This window comes from Methylobacterium sp. FW306-05-D (assembly GCF_058782155.1).
Genome location: NZ_JBYSXL010000043.1, coordinates 1 through 15,106 on the forward strand (window position 1 = coordinate 1; position 15,106 = coordinate 15,106).

18 protein-coding genes and 1 tRNA gene are annotated in these 15,106 nt (G+C 72.9%); 11 read left to right on the forward strand and 8 right to left on the reverse strand.

The window, feature by feature from the left end; genetic code table 11:
• Positions 1-119 precede the first annotated feature (119 nt).
• Positions 120-196: transfer RNA gene (locus tag AC3WLN_RS15105), tRNA-Met, on the forward strand.
• A 50-nt stretch (positions 197-246) separates the two neighbouring features.
• On the opposite strand, the gene AC3WLN_RS15110 is transcribed toward AC3WLN_RS15105, so the two are convergent.
• Complete coding sequence (locus AC3WLN_RS15110; RefSeq protein ID WP_492482514.1) at positions 247-1,083, reverse strand: SCO family protein; 837 nt, start codon at positions 1,081-1,083, stop codon at positions 247-249.
• 312 nt (positions 1,084-1,395) lie between these two features.
• Between AC3WLN_RS15110 and AC3WLN_RS15115 the strand changes: the two genes are divergently transcribed.
• Together AC3WLN_RS15115 and AC3WLN_RS15120 are read left to right on the forward strand one after the other, a co-directional pair.
• Positions 1,396-1,659, forward strand: a complete 264-nt coding sequence (locus AC3WLN_RS15115) for a cytochrome c oxidase subunit 3 (protein ID WP_492482516.1) — start codon at positions 1,396-1,398, stop codon at positions 1,657-1,659.
• 12 nt (positions 1,660-1,671) lie between these two features.
• Entirely contained in the window at positions 1,672-1,983 is a 312-nt protein-coding gene (locus tag AC3WLN_RS15120; protein ID WP_492482518.1) for a cytochrome C oxidase subunit IV family protein, read from the forward strand.
• A gap of 69 nt (positions 1,984-2,052) precedes the next feature.
• Here the strand turns inward: AC3WLN_RS15120 and AC3WLN_RS15125 are convergent, their stop codons facing one another.
• The 4 genes from AC3WLN_RS15125 to madL all read right to left on the reverse strand — a co-directional run bounded on the left by AC3WLN_RS15125 (position 2,053) and on the right by madL (position 4,472).
• Positions 2,053-2,319 carry a hypothetical protein gene (locus tag AC3WLN_RS15125; protein WP_108040381.1) on the reverse strand — a complete coding sequence of 89 codons (267 nt, stop codon included), beginning with the start codon at positions 2,317-2,319 and terminating at the stop codon, positions 2,053-2,055.
• A 197-nt stretch (positions 2,320-2,516) separates the two neighbouring features.
• Positions 2,517-3,203, reverse strand: a complete 687-nt coding sequence (locus tag AC3WLN_RS15130; RefSeq protein WP_492482521.1) for a GntR family transcriptional regulator — start codon at positions 3,201-3,203, stop codon at positions 2,517-2,519.
• Between the two features lie 35 nt (positions 3,204-3,238).
• Positions 3,239-4,003 carry a malonate transporter subunit MadM gene (gene madM, locus AC3WLN_RS15135; protein ID WP_492482522.1) on the reverse strand — a complete coding sequence of 255 codons (765 nt, stop codon included), beginning with the start codon at positions 4,001-4,003 and terminating at the stop codon, positions 3,239-3,241.
• Positions 4,004-4,007: 4 nt separating this feature from the next.
• The gene (gene madL / locus AC3WLN_RS15140) at positions 4,008-4,472 is read right to left on the reverse strand and encodes a malonate transporter subunit MadL (RefSeq protein WP_492482524.1); all 465 of its coding nucleotides are present in this window, start codon (positions 4,470-4,472) and stop codon (positions 4,008-4,010) included.
• A 223-nt stretch (positions 4,473-4,695) separates the two neighbouring features.
• Between madL and mdcA the strand changes: the two genes are divergently transcribed.
• From mdcA to AC3WLN_RS15180, 8 genes are read left to right on the forward strand one after another with little or no spacing between them, the layout of a single operon-like run.
• Positions 4,696-6,342 (forward strand): malonate decarboxylase subunit alpha, encoded by a 1,647-nt coding sequence (mdcA, locus tag AC3WLN_RS15145; RefSeq protein ID WP_492482526.1) that lies wholly within the window; start codon positions 4,696-4,698, stop codon positions 6,340-6,342.
• 13 nt (positions 6,343-6,355) lie between these two features.
• Complete coding sequence (mdcC, locus tag AC3WLN_RS15150; protein ID WP_492482528.1) at positions 6,356-6,667, forward strand: malonate decarboxylase acyl carrier protein; 312 nt, start codon at positions 6,356-6,358, stop codon at positions 6,665-6,667.
• Positions 6,667-7,599: a biotin-independent malonate decarboxylase subunit beta gene (locus AC3WLN_RS15155; protein ID WP_492482530.1), complete on the forward strand. Its 933-nt coding sequence runs from the start codon at positions 6,667-6,669 to the stop codon at positions 7,597-7,599. The genes mdcC and AC3WLN_RS15155 overlap by 1 nt, the downstream gene beginning before the upstream one ends.
• 16 nt (positions 7,600-7,615) lie before the next feature.
• On the forward strand, positions 7,616-8,356 hold the full coding sequence (gene mdcE, locus AC3WLN_RS15160) for a biotin-independent malonate decarboxylase subunit gamma (protein ID WP_492482597.1): 741 nt from the start codon (positions 7,616-7,618) through the stop codon (positions 8,354-8,356).
• Positions 8,349-9,005, forward strand: a complete 657-nt coding sequence (gene mdcG / locus AC3WLN_RS15165; RefSeq protein ID WP_492482532.1) for a malonate decarboxylase holo-[acyl-carrier-protein] synthase — start codon at positions 8,349-8,351, stop codon at positions 9,003-9,005. Before mdcE ends, mdcG begins: the two co-directional genes overlap by 8 nt.
• Positions 9,006-9,014: 9 nt before the next feature.
• Entirely contained in the window at positions 9,015-9,887 is an 873-nt protein-coding gene (gene mdcB, locus AC3WLN_RS15170; RefSeq protein ID WP_492482534.1) for a triphosphoribosyl-dephospho-CoA synthase MdcB, read from the forward strand.
• Positions 9,884-10,822 carry an acyltransferase domain-containing protein gene (locus AC3WLN_RS15175; protein ID WP_492482536.1) on the forward strand — a complete coding sequence of 313 codons (939 nt, stop codon included), beginning with the start codon at positions 9,884-9,886 and terminating at the stop codon, positions 10,820-10,822. The genes mdcB and AC3WLN_RS15175 overlap by 4 nt, the downstream gene beginning before the upstream one ends.
• A gap of 10 nt (positions 10,823-10,832) precedes the next feature.
• Positions 10,833-11,837 carry an aldo/keto reductase gene (locus AC3WLN_RS15180; protein ID WP_492482538.1) on the forward strand — a complete coding sequence of 335 codons (1,005 nt, stop codon included), beginning with the start codon at positions 10,833-10,835 and terminating at the stop codon, positions 11,835-11,837.
• A 184-nt stretch (positions 11,838-12,021) separates the two neighbouring features.
• Here AC3WLN_RS15180 and denD read toward each other — a convergent pair whose 3' ends face one another.
• From denD to otnI, 3 genes are read right to left on the reverse strand one after another with little or no spacing between them, the layout of a single operon-like run.
• A complete protein-coding gene (denD, locus tag AC3WLN_RS15185; RefSeq protein WP_492482540.1) occupies positions 12,022-12,981 on the reverse strand; it encodes a D-erythronate dehydrogenase in 960 nt (319 codons plus the stop codon).
• Between the two features lie 17 nt (positions 12,982-12,998).
• On the reverse strand, positions 12,999-14,288 hold the full coding sequence (gene otnK / locus AC3WLN_RS15190) for a 3-oxo-tetronate kinase (RefSeq protein WP_492482542.1): 1,290 nt from the start codon (positions 14,286-14,288) through the stop codon (positions 12,999-13,001).
• The gene (otnI, locus tag AC3WLN_RS15195) at positions 14,285-15,103 is read right to left on the reverse strand and encodes a 2-oxo-tetronate isomerase (protein ID WP_492482543.1); all 819 of its coding nucleotides are present in this window, start codon (positions 15,101-15,103) and stop codon (positions 14,285-14,287) included. The genes otnK and otnI overlap by 4 nt, the downstream gene beginning before the upstream one ends.
• Positions 15,104-15,106: the final 3 nt, after the last annotated feature.

Consider the following 15,106-nt stretch of genomic DNA (forward strand, 5'->3'; position numbering starts at 1 on the left):
AAACGCACCAGCGCCCATGGTACTGTGTCTCAAGACACGGGAGAGTCGGTCGCCGCCAGACCTGCACAGAACAAGACACGCTCAACACACGAGCCATTCCCTCAAACGATCACAGGTGGCGCGGGGTGGAGCAGCCCGGTAGCTCGTCAGGCTCATAACCTGAAGGTCACAGGTTCAAATCCTGTCCCCGCAACCAAACCTACGACACGAGCCCGTCGCGCCCCAAGCGCGGCGGGCTCGTCGCGTTCAGGGGCCGACCGGCCTCCGGCTGCGCCGGTGCAGCGCGAACACGCCGAGGCCGATCGCCAGCACCGTCGCGGCCCCGGCGAGGCTGAGGATGCGCTCGATCAGGGGCGTGTAGACGCCCCGCACGGCGTCGTAGCCGTAGCAGAGCAGGGTGAGCCGGTCGGCCAGGGTGCTCCCCCGCCCCTGCCCCGCCTCGATCAGGGCGAGGCGCAGGTCGCGGCCGTTGAGCGCCAGGGGCGACAGGATGCGGGCGACGCGGCCCTCGGGCGTCAGCAGGATCACGGCGGCCGGATGCGCGATGCTGTCGGTGTCCCGGTCGACGACGAAGCGGTATCCGAGCGCCGCCGTGAGGGCGTCGATGGCCGGTGCCGTGCCGACGAGGGCCCGCGCCGCCGAGGCTCCGCCCCCTTCGTCGTGCAGCATCCGCCGGGCCGCCGCGACGTCGTCCCGCGGATCGAGCCCCACCAGAACGAAGCTGACGTCGCGCCCCGGCACGAGTCCGGTCGCCGCGAGGGCCGCGCCGGTCATCGCCAGCATCGGGTCGCAGACATTGGCGCAGGTGTAGTCCACCGGCAGCAGGAGGGCCGTCCGTTCGCCGAGGGCCCTGGCCAGCGTGGTCGGTCCGCTCCGCGCGTCCGTGAAGGCAAGCCCGAGGGGGAGACGGGCCTCCGGGGCCGGCGTGACGACGACGCGCGACAGATCGGCCTGGGCCAGGCGCGCCAACCCCGCTCCGGGCAGCGTCGCGGATGCCGAGAGGCCGAGAAGGAGGGCCGCCGGCCAGCGGTGCCTCGTCCGGATCGTGCGCCTGCGGCCGCGATGTCGCATGGTCCCCCTCATGCCCGATCCTCATGCCCGATCCTCGGCCGCTGCGCAGCCCGGCGTGGCGCCGCACGGGTCAGGGGCCGGTCGCGAAATCTTGGGTCGCCCCGCTCCTGCTCCTCGGGCAACGCGCTCCGGAATGGCCGGTGTTCCGCCCGATCGTCGCGAGGCCGGCTCGGACAAGGTTCGAAGCCCGCGGGATGAAGCGCCGGACTGAACCGTAGCCGTCGGATCACGGTTGTCCCAGGCGGACCGGGAGGTATGAGAGCGGATGAGACGACCCCGTGACATGCCGCATTCGGCCCTGACGCCCGGCGGGCGTCGCGCCTGATGGCGCAGCTCTTCGCCCCCGGTGCCGATGCGCTCCTGCGCCTCGCCCTCCTCTCCGGCGCCGTCCTGAAGGTGGCGACCGCGCTCCATGCGGTCCACCTGTTCACCGGGATCGCCATCCTCGTCGGGCTCACCTGGAAGGCATCGCGGCCGGGCTTCCTGCAGCGACACCAGAACTGGATCGAGGTCTACGGCCTGTACTGGCACTTCATCGACCTGATCTGGATCATCGCCTTCCCGGTCCTCTACGTGGTCAACCGGTAGAGAGACGTCGCGATGCGCAATCCTCGTCCCGCCCTCGATGCGAAGGACCGGGCCCTGCTCTGGAGCCGCCTGCGCACGCCGGTGCGCACCTTCCTGGCGCTCCTGGCGCTGCTCGCCGTGAATGTCGGCCTCGGGGCGACGCGGCCCTTCGAGCAGGTCTGGCTCGTCGAACTCGCGGTGGTCGGCGCCATGGCGGCGATCATCGTCCTGGTGTCGATGGAGGTCCGCCACGAGTCGCCCCTGGTGCGGCTGTTCGCCGGCCTCGGCTTCTTCTGGGTCGCGATCCTGTTCGGGATGACGCTGACCGACTATCTCGCGCGCTGACGCGCGCCCCCAGACACGAAAACGGGGGGGGTCGCGCCCCGCCGTCGTCAGTTTGGGTCGTTCCCGGCCTCAGTAGGCCGGGCCGCCCGAGGTGGTGCCGTAATTGGCGGTGGGCTTGTTGTTCTGCTCGGCGTTGCCGGCCTTGGCCGAATCGTCCGCGCGGCGGGTGATCGAGCCGGTGGTCACGTCGTCGAAGGCACCGACGACGCGGCTGCCGGGCGCGGTCACGGCGGGGATGCCGGCCGGGGCGTTGTAGCTCTGCGCCAGGGCGGACGAGACGGGTGCGCCGAGGGTCAGGGCCAGAGCAGCGGCGGCGAAAGCAAGACGAGTCTTCATGGTCGTGGTATCCAGATGTCCAAGCCCGGTCTCCGTCAAACAATCGAGGATCAGGTCCAAGATGTCCGGGGGCCGTTGCCTTGGCGTGATCTCGATATAGGCCCGGTCTTTCAGGAGCGGTGTGCGCGGCAGCACCTGATGCATGCGCTTGGCGCATTTCTTTCGCTGGACCAGCGCTCTCCTATGCGTGTGCTGCATCACACATCGGAATGGGCATCGATGTAATGGCGCAGGGCGCTGGCCGCATTGAGCATGTGGGCACGCATACGCCGGGCCGCCGCCTCGCCGTCGCCCTCGGCGATCGCCGCCAGGATGGCTCCGTGCTCCGCGCGCGAGCCGTGGATGCGATCGCCGTGGCGCAGCTGCGTCCTGCGAAAGCCCGAGAGGCGGGTGCGCAGCGCCAGCGCCTGCTCCTTGAGGAAACCGTTATGCGTGGCGCCGTAGAGCGCCTCGTGGAAGCTGCGGTTCAGGGTATCGTAGGCGTCGACGTCGCCGGCCGCGACCATGTCGCCGGAGCGCGCATGCAGGTCCATCAGGTGGCTGCGCTCCAGGGGGGTCATCCGGTAGGTGGCGAGCCGCACGCACATCGCCTCGAACTCGGCGGTGGTCTCGAACATGTCCATGATCCGCTCAGGCGTCATGCGCGTGACCACGACACCCCGGCGCGGGCGCAGCTCCACCAGCCCGTTGAAGGCGAGCTGGCGCAGCGCCTCCCGCACGGGGGTGCGCGAGGCGCCGAAGCGGTCGGCCAGATCCTGCTCGTCGAGGGCGGTGCCGGCGGCGAGGCGGCCGGCCGCGATCTCGTCCGTGAGCGCGTTGCGGATCTGGTCCGACAGGAGCCCGCGCTCCGCCCCCTGCTCGTCCATTCCGCCCCCGTCCATCATCCGCTCCCTGCTCAGGACGCGCGACGCCCCGTCCGTCATCCCACGATGGCCCGAACCGTGAGGTAGAACAGCGACGGACCGACGAGACAGCCGATTCCGGTGTGGAAGGTCGCCGTCAGCGCGCCGTAGGGCACCAGCTTCGGGTCGGTGGCGGCGAGCCCGCCGGCCACGCCGCTCACCGTGCCCATCAGGCCGCCGAAGGCCATGGCCGAGCGGGGATTGTCCAGGCCGATGAGCTTGGCCACCAGGGGCGTGCCGACCATGACCATCACGGCCTTGGTGACGCCGGTGGCGATGGAGAGCGCCATCACGGCGGAATCCGCGCCGAGCGCCGCCCCCGTCACCGGCCCGACGATGTAGGTCACGGCCCCCGCGCCGATCGTCGTGATGCTGACGGCGTCGGTGTAGCCGAAGGCCACCGCCGTGAGCGCCCCGACGACGAAGGGGATCACGGTGCCGAGGCCCAGGGCCAGCACGCCGAGGAGCCCGGCGCGGCGGGCCTCCACCACGTCGACCTCGAAGGCGGTGGCCACGATGGCGAAGTCGCGCAGCATCGCCCCGCCCATCAGGCCGATGCCGGCGAAGACCGGCAGGTCGGCGACGCCCTTCTGGCCGCCGGTATAGACCCCGGCACCATAGGCGAGCACCAGCCCCAGCACGATGGCGATGGCCGAGCCGTGGACCCGGCCGCCGGTGAGCCGACGGCTGGCGACGTTCGAGACCAGCATCAGGGCGCCCACCACTGCGAAGGCGGCCACCAGGCTCTGCTCGACGAAGACGTGCTGGATCATGTGCAGCATGGGATCACGCCTTCCGGACGGAGCGGGGCGGCGCGACGGGCGCCGGGGCATCGTCGTCGAGATCGCCGCCGATCACCTGGCCGCCGTGTCGGACCCGGGCGTCCTCCGCCGGTTCGCCCCGCCCGAAGCGCCCGAGCAGGGCGACGCAGGCGAAGCAGAGCAGCAGCGAGACCGTGGCGGCGATGAGCACGATGGGCCCGCCGCGCACGGCCGCCACCACGTTCTGCTGCGCGGCCATCGCCACCACGATGGGGATGTACATGGTCGACCAGAACTCGACCCCGAGCTTGATCCCGCCGCCGAGCTTGCCCCGGGCGAGAAGCCAGGACCGGGCGGCGATGAGCAGGATCATGGCGAGGCCGACCCCGCCGACATTGGCCTTCACCCCGAGGGCGACGCCCAGCAGGTCGCCGAGGAACACCCCGATCAGGGTGCAGAGCGCGAGGAGCGCGACGCCGAAGATGGTCATCGGGCGGCCTCGCGCGGTGCCGGCGACGGGCTGCGGACGAGATGGGGCATGGGGCGTCCCTCCTGGGTATTCCGTGATTCGTTTTTGATTGGTTTCAGTATACAGGTGATTGACAGGAACACAATTTGGAATACTGGTACGGCATGAAATCGGGGGCCCGCATTCCATCGGGGGCCGACAAAGCTGAGCGGTATACGCAGGCCGTGACGAGGGAGCGGATCGGATGATGGACTGGCGCCGGGAACGCACCGCCCGCGAGGCGCGTCTCGCACGGGCGCGGCCGCATGCCGACGGCAAGGTGGTGCCCGCGGCCCGGGTCGTCGATCTCCTGGAGGCGATCCTCCAGCCCGGCGACCGGGTCTGCCTGGAGGGTGACAACCAGAAGCAGGCCGATTGCCTCGCCCGGGGCCTCTCCGCCTGCGACCCGGCCCGGGTCCACGACCTGCACATGGTGCAGTCGGGCATCGTCCTGCCCGAGCACCTCGACATCTTCGAGCAGGGCATCGCGAAGCGGCTCGACTACTCGTATTCGGGGCCCCAGGGCGGGCGCATCGCCCGGATGCTCTATGGCGGCCAGATCGAGCTCGGGGCGGTGCACACCTACCTCGAACTCTTCGCCCGCTACTTCGTCGACCTGACGCCGAACGTGGCCCTGATCGCGGGCGTCTCGGCCGACCGGGACGGCAATCTCTATACGGGGCCCAACACCGAGGACACGCCCACCGTGGTGGAGGCGACCGCCTTCAAGAACGGTGTGGTGGTGGCGCAGGTCAATGAGATCGTCGACCGGGTGCCCCGGGTCGACATCCCCGGCGACCGGGTCGACTTCGTGGTCGAGGCCGACAGGCCGTTCTACGTCGAGCCGCTCTTCACCCGCGACCCCGGCGCCGTGACCGAGACGCAGATCCTGATGGCCATGATGGCCATCAAGGGCATCTACGCCGAATACGGCATCCGCCGCCTCAACCACGGCATCGGCTTCGGCACGGCGGCGATCGAGCTGCTGCTGCCGACCTATGCCGAGCGCCTCGGCCTGAAGGGCAAAATCGCGACCCACTGGGCGCTCAACCCGCATCCGAGCCTGATCCCGGCCATCGAATCCGGCTGGGTCAGCCAGATCCACTGCTTCGGATCGGAAGTCGGCATGGACAAGTATATCCGCGCCCGGCCGGACGTGTTCTTCACGGGCTCCGACGGGTCCTTGCGCTCGAATCGGGCCTTCTGCCAGACGGCGGGCCTCTACGCCTGCGACCTGTTCATCGGCTCGACCCTGCAGATCGACCTTCAGGGGCATTCGTCCACCGTCACGACGAACCGGGTCGCGGGCTTCGGCGGGGCGCCGAACATGGGCTCGGACCCGCATGGGCGGCGCCACCCCTCCGACACCTGGATGAAGGCGGGGCAGGAGGCCGGCGGCACCGGCGACCCGGCGCTCCGTCGTGGGCGAAAACTCGTGGTGCAGCTCGTCGAGACCTTCGGCGACAAGCTGGTGCCGGCCTTCGTGGAGCGGCTCGACGCCCTCGAACTCGCCAGGAAGCTGAACCTCGAACTCGCCCCCGTGATGGTCTACGCCGACGACGTGACCCACATCGTCACCGAGGAGGGCATCGCCAACCTGCTGCTGTGCCGGACGCTCGATGAGCGCGAGCAGGCGATCCGGGGTGTGGCCGGCTACACCGATGTCGGCCGCGGCCGCGACCCCGCGATGGTCGAGGCGTTGCGCGCGCGCAAGATCATCCGGCGCCCCGAGGATCTCGGCATCGAGCCCCTCGACGCCGACCGCTCGCTGCTCGCGGCGCGCTCGATCAAGGACCTCGTGCACTGGTCGGGCGGCCTCTACGAGCCGCCGGCCAAGTTCCGGAACTGGTGAGGGATTTTTCGCGATGGAGACGCTTCGCTTCCGCCACACCACCACGCGCCCGCTCCCCGGCACGAAACCCCGCGCGATCACCGGGGTCGTCGCTTCCGGCAACCTCGAAGTGCTGCTGGAGCGCAACCTGGCGCCCGACGCCTGCGCATTCGAGATCGACACCGCCATCAAGGGCTACGGCGCCGTCTGGGCCGCGGTGGTGGCCGATTTCGTGACCCGTCGGCAGCCCGGGGGCTTGACCATCACCATCAACGACGGGGGGGCGCGCCCCGACACCGTGTCCCTGCGCCTCGCCCAGGGCGCCCGCCTGATGGAGCTGCCGTGATGGACTGGAAGCCGGTCGCCCTCTCCGCCGCGCCCCTGGACCAGAGCTGGTACGAGGCGAGTGCCCGCGCCCGCCTCGCCGGCCTCCTCGACGCGGACACCTTCGAGGAATTCATCGGTCCCGAGCAGCGGATGATGAGCCCGCACCTGCCGCTCTTCGCCCTGCCCCGCGCCTTCGACGACGGCATGATCGTCGGGCGCGGGCGCCTCGACGGCCGGGCCGTCCTGGCCGCCGCCCAGGAGGGCCGCTTCATGGGGGGCGCCTTCGGCGAGATCCACGGGGCCAAGCTCGTCGGCCTGCTGCGGGCCGCGCTGGCCGTGAAGCCCGCCGCCGTGCTGATCCTGTTCGACACCGGGGGCGTGCGCCTGCAGGAGGCCAATGCGGGCGAGACCGCCATCGCCGAGATCATGCGGGCGATCACGCAGGTGCGTGCCGCCGGCATCCCCGTCATCGGCCTCATTGGGGGGCGGGCCGGCTGCTACGGCGGCGGCGGCCTCATCGCCGGCACCTGCGCGCGCCTCGTCATCTCCGAGGGCGGGCGCCTGAGCGTCTCCGGCCCCGAGGTGATCGAGACCAACAAGGGCGCCGAGGAGTTCGATTCCCGCGACCGGGCCCTCGTCTGGCGCACCATGGGCGGCAAGCATCGCCGTCTCCTGGGCGCGGCCGACGCCTTCGCGGCCGACACGGTCGGGGCGTTTCGCGCGGCCGCCCTGGCGGCGATCCCGACGGCTCCGGCCTTCGACCTCGCGACCCTGGAGGCCGAGCAGGCCCGGCTCGAGGCCCGCCTGGAACGCTTCGGCGATTGCACCGACGCCACCGAGATCTGGAGCCGCCTCGGCGTCAACGACCCCGACGCCGTCCCGGGCCTGACCACCGAGGGCTTCGACGCCCTGCTCGACAGCCTGCCGGAGGGCGCGCACGATGCCCGGTAAATCACCGCCCGATCAGATATCCCTCGATGCCATCCTCGCCTCGCTCTTCCCGGCGGGCCACGCCGTCACGGTGGCGGACGGCCTGATCGCCGGCGACGGGCCCCTGAACGGCGGGCGCCTCGCGGTGGTCGGCATCGACGGCGCCACGGCGCTCGGAATCGAGGGCGCCTGCCACCTCGCGGGCCGCGTCCTCGACGTGGTGCGGGCGGGCGGCGGCACGCCGATCCTCGTCCTCATCGATTCCGACAGCCAGCGCATGAGCCGGCGCGACGAACTCCTCGGCCTCAACGAGTACCTGGCGCATCTCGCCAAGGCGCTCCTGCTGGCGGACGCGCAAGGGCACCCGACCATCGGCCTGCTCTACGGCCACAGCGCGGCCGGCGCCTTCATCGCCACGGCGCTGGCCACCCGCGTGCTCGCGGCCCTGCCCGGCGCCCATCCGAGCGTGATGGACCTCCCCTCCGTGGCCCGCGTCACCAAGCTGCCCCTGGAGACGCTGCAGGACATGGCCCGCTCGACCTCGGTCTTCGCACCCGGCCTCGACAACATGGTCCAGGCCGGCGCCGTGCAGGCGACCCTCGACCCCGACAAGCCCCTGGGGCCCCAGGTCGGCGCCCTGATCACGGACAGCCCGGCGGTCGACACCCGCGACGCGCTCGGCCTCGCGCGGGGCGGGCGCCCGCTCGCCCACGACATCGCCGCCCGCGTGGTGCGCGAGGCGCAGGGCATGGCGGTGGGCGAGGCGCGGGGTGCCTGACCTCGCCCGCCACGACCTGCTCACGGTGGCGCCCGCCGCCTGGGGCCCGCTGCTGGCGCAGCGGCCGGATCTCGACGGGATTCCGCATCTCGCCGAATGGGCCGCGCGCGGCTGGCCCGTGATCGTACGCCGCCGCGTGCCCGGCGAGGATGGCGCCCTGGTCCCGGCCGGGCTGCCGCTGCCGCCGACCCTCGGCAAGCGCCGCATCGGCCTCGCGCTCCCCCCCGAGGCGGTGCGCCCGCGCCCGGGCCTGACCCTGGCCGAAGCGCGCGGGGTGGCGCCCGCCGCGTGGCAACCCACCCTCGATACGCTCCTGGCGCACGGGGCCGCCCATCGCCGCGTGCCCCACGTGTTCGGCGGCCTGCTCTGGCAGGCCTTGACGGGCCTGCTCTACCTCTCAGCCACCTCCGACCTCGACCTCGTCTGGCCCGGCCCCGTCGACCCGGCCTTCCTCGACGGCCTTGCCGACATCGCGATGCGGGCGCCGATGCGCCTCGACGGCGAGATCGATTTGGCCGACGGCTTCGCGGTGAACTGGCGCGAGCTGCACGCGGCCGGACCGGGCGACACCGTCCTGGCCAAGGGCCTCGAGCGGCTGGAACTCCGGCCGGTGCCGAGCCTCCTGGCCGCCCCGCTGCCGGCGGCCTGAGGGATGCCGATGCTCGCAAGCCTCCCGAGGCCCGCAGCCCTGCCGGAAACCGGGGCCCCCGTGCCGATCTCCCGGCAGGCGGATCGGATCGCCCGCCTCGCCGCGCGCTGCCTGCACCGCGAACTCGCCAGCTATCCCAAGCCCGGCCTCGTCAGCCACCTGGACAGCGGCAGCCATTCCGACATGGATGCGGACACCTTCCGGGCGAGTGCGTCCGCCCTGGAGCCCTTCTTCGGCGAACTCGCCGCGGCGGGAGCCGCCGGGGCCGGGATGGCGCAGCTGCGCCGCATCGGTCTGGCGGCGGAGGCGGCGATGCGGGCGGCCACGGGCGGCGTGAACACCCACCGGGGCGCCATCTTCGGCCTCGGCCTCCTCAGCGCCGCCGCCGGCGCCCTCGGACTTCGCCCCCCGGCCGGCAGTCTCGGGGCCCATGTCCGGGTCCGCTACGCCGAGGCCATCCTGGACGGCCCCGAACTGCTGCACGCGCCGGGCGCGCGGGTGCGGCGGCGGCACGGGGTCGGGGGCGCGCCGGCCGAGGCCGCGGCGGGATTTCCGACCCTCTACGCCACCGGCCTGCCGGCCCTGCGCCGTGGCCGCGCCGCCCGCCCCGGGGTACCGCAAGCCGCGCGGGTGGAGGCCTGCCTCGCCCTCATCGCCCGACTGGAAGACACCAACCTCCTGCATCGCGGCGGTCCGGAGGGGTATGCGTTCGCGCGGGGGGAAGCCGCCCGCTTCGTCGCCGAGGGCGGGATCGCCCGGGACGACTGGTTCGCGCGGGCGGAAGCGCTGCACCGAGCCTTCGTCGCCCGCCGCCTCAGCCCCGGCGGGGCGGCCGACCTCCTGGCCATGACGCTGTTCGTCGACGCCTGGGAGCGGTCATGACCCTCGCGGTCCTGCTCTCCGGCCAGGGCGGCCAGCATCCCGGGATGTTCGACCTCACGGCCGACCTCCCCGAGGCGCAGGGGCTCTTCGCGGCCGCCACCCCCCTGCTCGGCCGGGACCCGCGCGACCTCGTGCGCGCAGGGGCGGACCTGCATGCCAATCGCACCGGGCAGATCCTGTGCTGCGTCGCCGGCCTGGCCGCCTGGACCCTGGTTCGGGCGGCGGCCCCGGCGCGCGTCGTGGTGACGGGCTACAGCATCGGCGATCTCGCGGCCTTCGGCTGCGCCGGCCTGTTCGCGCCCGAGACGGTGCTGACGCTCGCCGCCGCCCGCGCCGAGGCGATGGATGCGGCGGCCGGCCCCGGCTACGGCCTCGCCGGCCTGCGCGGCCTGCCCGCCGCGCGGGCCTTCGCCATGGCCGAGGCGCACGGGTGCCATCCGGCGATCCGCAACGCCGCCGACGGCGTGGTGGTGGGCGGTCCCGTCGCGGCCCTGGACGCCCTCTGCGCGGAGGCCCTGGCGGCGGGCGCGGCCCGGGCCGTCCGCCTGCCCGTCTACATTCCCTCGCACACGCCGCTGCTCGCGCCGGCCGCAGAGGCCTTCCGCGCGCACCTCGACGCCGCCCCGCTGGCGACGCCGCCGCGTCCGGCCCCGCGCCTTCTCAGCGGCCTCGACGGGGCGGCGGTGTTCCGGCCGGAGGCGGGCCTGCCTAAGCTCGCCGCGCAGATCTGCCAGACCCTCGATTGGGCCGCCTGCCTGGAGGGCATCCGGGAGTTCGGGGCGACGCGGGTCCTCGAACTCGGCCCCGGCCACGCCCTCGCCACGATGGCCCGCGCGGCCCTGCCCGAGGCGCAGGTTCATGCGCTGGAGGATTTTCGCCGGACCGACGGTGTGGTCCAATGGATCAGGGACGGGGCCTCAGCCCCAACGGAGTGAAACGCACACGATGCAGTATCGCAATCTCGGCCGCTCGGGCCTCAAGGTCTCGCCGCTCTGCCTCGGCACCATGATGTTCGGCGGCCCCACCGACGAGGCCACCGCCGGCCGCATCATCGACAGCGCCCGGGGCGCCGGCATCAACTTCCTCGACACCGCCGACGTCTACAACGAGGGTCGGTCCGAGGAGGTGGTGGGCCGGGCGCTTCGCCGGGACCGCGAGGCCTGGGTGCTCGCCACCAAGGTCGCCAATCCGATGGGGCCGGGCGCCAACGACCGGGGCCTGTCGCGCGCCCACGTGCTGCGCGCCGCCGAGGCCAGCCTCCGGCGGCTCGGCACCGACGTCATCGACATCTACTACCTCCACAAGGAGGACCACACCACGCCGCTCGCCGAGACCATCGGCGCCATCGCGCTCCTCGTGCGCCAGGGCAAGATCCGCTATTTCGGCGTCTCGAACTACCGGGCCTGGCGGGTCGCGGAGATCTGCCGCCTATGCGACGACCTCGGAATCGACCGGCCCGTGGTCAGCCAGCCCTACTACAACGCCCTGAACCGGATGCCCGAGACCGAGCACCTGCCCGCCTGCGCCCATTACGGCCTCGGCGTGGTGCCCTACTCGCCCCTGGCCCGCGGCGTGCTCACCGCCAAGTACGACCCCGACGCCCCGCCCCCCGAGGGCACCCGCGCCGGCCGCCAGGACACCCGCATGATGCAGACGGAGTGGCGTCCGGAATCCCTGGTGATCGCCCGGACCTTCCAGGCCCATGCCGCCGCGCGCGGCCTGACGGCGGGGCAGTTCGCGGTGAACTGGGTCCTGGCCAACCGCACCGTCACCTCGGTCATCGCCGGGCCGCGCACGGAGGCGCAGTGGGACGAGTATCTCGGCGCGCTGGGCTACGCCTTCACGGACGAGGACGAGGCCCTCGTCGACGCCCACGTCGTCACCGGCCACCCCTCGACGCCGGGCTACAACGACCCGGCCTACCCGATCGAGGGGCGGGTGCGGGGCTGAAGCGCCCGCTTCGGGAGCGGGATCAGGCGGCGCGTCGCGCGCCGCCCTCCCCCTTGTGGGGAGGGACCGAGGGTGGGGGTGGCTCCGCTGGCCTCCGCAGGGTGAGGGTCAGGCGACTGACCCCCACCCCTGCGCCCTTGCCAACTGAAAGAGGGGCGCGCCGTCGCCGCCGCGCGTCGTCGGCTCAAGCCCGCGTCTCGGCGATGTGCAGCTCCACCAGCGCGTCGAAGCTCGCATCGCCCGTGAAGCCGAGATCGAGGGCGCGGCGGGTGTCGAAGGCCTCCGGCCAGGTCTCGACGATGGCCTGGATCGCCGGGTCCGGCACGCGCCGGATCAGTGCCACCGCCTGGTCGCCGCCGACCCGGCGCAGGGCCTCGATCTCGTCGGCCACCGTCGCCGAGACGCCCGGCATGGTCAGGCTGCGGCGCAGGCCCAGGGGGGCGAGGTCGATGCGGGCGGCGTGCAGGAGGTACTCGGTGGCCGAGCGCGGGCTGGCGAACCAGTGGCGCACGGTCTCGGGCACCGGCAGGATCGCCTCCTGGCCGGCCAGCGGCTCGCGGATGATGCCGGAGAAGAACCCGGACGCCGCCTTGTTCGGCTTGCCCGGGCGCACGCAGATGGTGGGCAGGCGCAGGCCGATGCCCTCGAGGAAGCCGCGCCGGCTGTAGTCGGCGAGCAGCAGTTCGCCCATCGCCTTCTGCGTGCCGTAGGAGGTCGCCGGCGTCAGGATCATGTCGTCGGGGATGACACCCGGCAGCGGCGGCCCGAACACGGCCAGCGACGAGGTGAAGACCACGCGCGGCCGGTAGCCTTCCGCCGCGTGGGCCTGCCGGATCGCGTCGAGGAGCAGGCGGGTGGCGTCGAGATTGACCCGGTAGCCCTTCTCCAGGTCGGCCTCGGCCTCCCCCGAGACGATGGCGGCGAGGTGGAAGATCACGTCCGGCCGGCCGATCAGGGCGGCCTCCGCCGCCCCCGGCATCGAGAGGTCGGCGGCGGCCGTGACGACGGAGCCGGTGAAGCCCGCCGGCGCCGTGGGCTCCACCACGTCCACCAGGGTGAGGGCGCGGGCCTCGCCCGCTGCGGCCAGGGCGTCGGTCAGGCGCCGGCCGATCATGCCGGCGGCGCCGAGGATCAGTGCGTGCATGGGTGGTCCTTTCAGGCTCAGCGCATCAGGTCGAGGGCGCGGGGGAAGAAGTCACGGCCACCAAAATTGCCGGATTTGAGGGCGAGCAGCATGGGATCGCCGAGGCCTGCCGCCCCTGTCCCCAGGGTGCGCAGCACCGGCACCCCGGCGGCGATCTCGGGGCCGAGGCGGAAGGCCTTCAGCCCGAGCCGGTCGACGACCGCGCCGGAGGTCTCGCCGCCCGCCACCACGAGGCGGCGCACGCCGCGTGCGACCAGGCCTTCCGCGATGCGGGCCAGCGCGTCCTCGAGGGCGTGGCCGACCCGGTCGCCGCCGTGGCGGGCCTGGAGGGCGCGCACCGTCTCGGGCGCGGCGCTGCTGGCGATGAGGACGGGGCCGGTGCCGACATGTTCGCCGGCCCAGGCGAGCGCGGCCGCGATCTCGGAATCCCCGGCGAGCACCCGCTCGGGGTCGAGGCGGCGCACCGGCATCACGGCCTCGGCCGCCGCGATCTGGCCGAGGGTCGCCTGCGAGCAGCTGCCGGCGAGGCAGGCGGAAAGGCCGCCCACCGGCGCGCCGAGATCCGCCGCGCTGTCGGGGGCCGAGGCCCGTCCGGCCGCGACCAGGGCACGGGCGAGGCCGAGGCCGAGGCCGGAGGCGCCCACCGAGACCCGGTGGCCGAGCGCCGCCGCGCCGAGGGTCTCAAGATCGGACTCGACGATCGCGTCCGCGATGGCCGCGCCCATCCCCTCGGCGGCCAGCGCTTCGAGGCGCGCGGCCACGGCCTCGGGCCCCTGCGCCACGGTGGCGAAATCCACCAGGCCCACGGGCGCCGCGCTCTGGCGGGCCAGCACCCGGACGAGGTTGGCGTCCCGCATCGGGTTGAGGGGATGGTCCTTGAGCGGGCTCTCGTTCAGGGGCAGCGCGCCGACGAAGAGGTTGCCCTGGTAGACGGTGCGCCCGGTCTCCGGGAAGGCGGGCGTGACGAGGGCGATGGCCGCGCCGGCATCGGCCCGCAGGGCGTCCATCACGGGGCCGATATTGCCCGCGTCGGTGGAATCGAAGGTCGAGCAGATCTTGAACAGGACGTGGGCGGCGCCCCGCCCCCGCAGCCAGGCCTCCGCCGCACGGGCGCGCGCCACGGCCTCCGCGGCCGGGATGGAGCGGCTCTTGAGGGCCACCACGACGGCGTCGACACCGGCCAGATCGATGTCGTCGGCGGGGATGCCGATGGTCTGGACCGTGCGCAGCCCCCCCTTGGTGAGCGTGTTGGCGAGGTCCGAGGCGCCGGTATAGTCGTCGGCCACCGATCCGAGGGCGAGGCTCATCGGGTGCCCTCCTGGATCTGGCGGGTGCCCTCTTGGACCTGGGACCCGCGATAGGGCACGAACCAGCCGAGGCCCGCCTCCGTGCCGGCGGCCGGGTTGTACTCGCAGCCGACGAAGCCCGCGTAGCCGAGCCGGTCGAGTTCGGCGAACAGGAAGGCGTCGTTCATCTCGCCGGTGCCGGGCTCGTGCCGGGCCGGGACGCTCGCGGTCTGCACGTGCCCGATCATGGGCATCAGGTCGCGCAGGCGCGTGGTCACGTCCCCGTGGAGGATCTGGCAGTGGTAGAGGTCGAACTGGAGCTTGAGGTTCGGCAGGGCGAGGTCTTCGATCAGCCGGGCGGCGGCCCCGAAATCAGCGAGGAAGTAGCCCGGCATGTTGCGGCCGTTGATCGGCTCCAGCACGAGGTCGAGCCCTTCGCGGCCCACGCGCTCGGCGGTCCAGGCCACGGCCCGGCGATAGGCCGCCTGCGCGTCGGGATCGGCGGCATCCGCCATGCCGGCCATGAGGTGAACCCGGGCGACGCCCGTGGCCTTCGCGTAGGTCAGCCCGGTCTCGACGCCCGCCTGCAACTCCGCGAATCGATCCGGCAGAGCGGCGACGCCGCGCTCGCCTGCCGCCCAGTCGCCCGGCGGCAGGTTGAACAGGGCCTGGGTCAGGCCGAACCGCGCCAGGCGCTCGGCGATGGCCTCCGGCGGGTGGTCGTAGGGGAACAGGAACTCGACGGCGGTGAAGCCGGCCTCCGCGGCCGCCGCGAAGCGGTCGAGGAAGGCGTGTTCCGTGAACATCAGGGTAAGGTTGGCAGCAAAGCGCGGCATGGG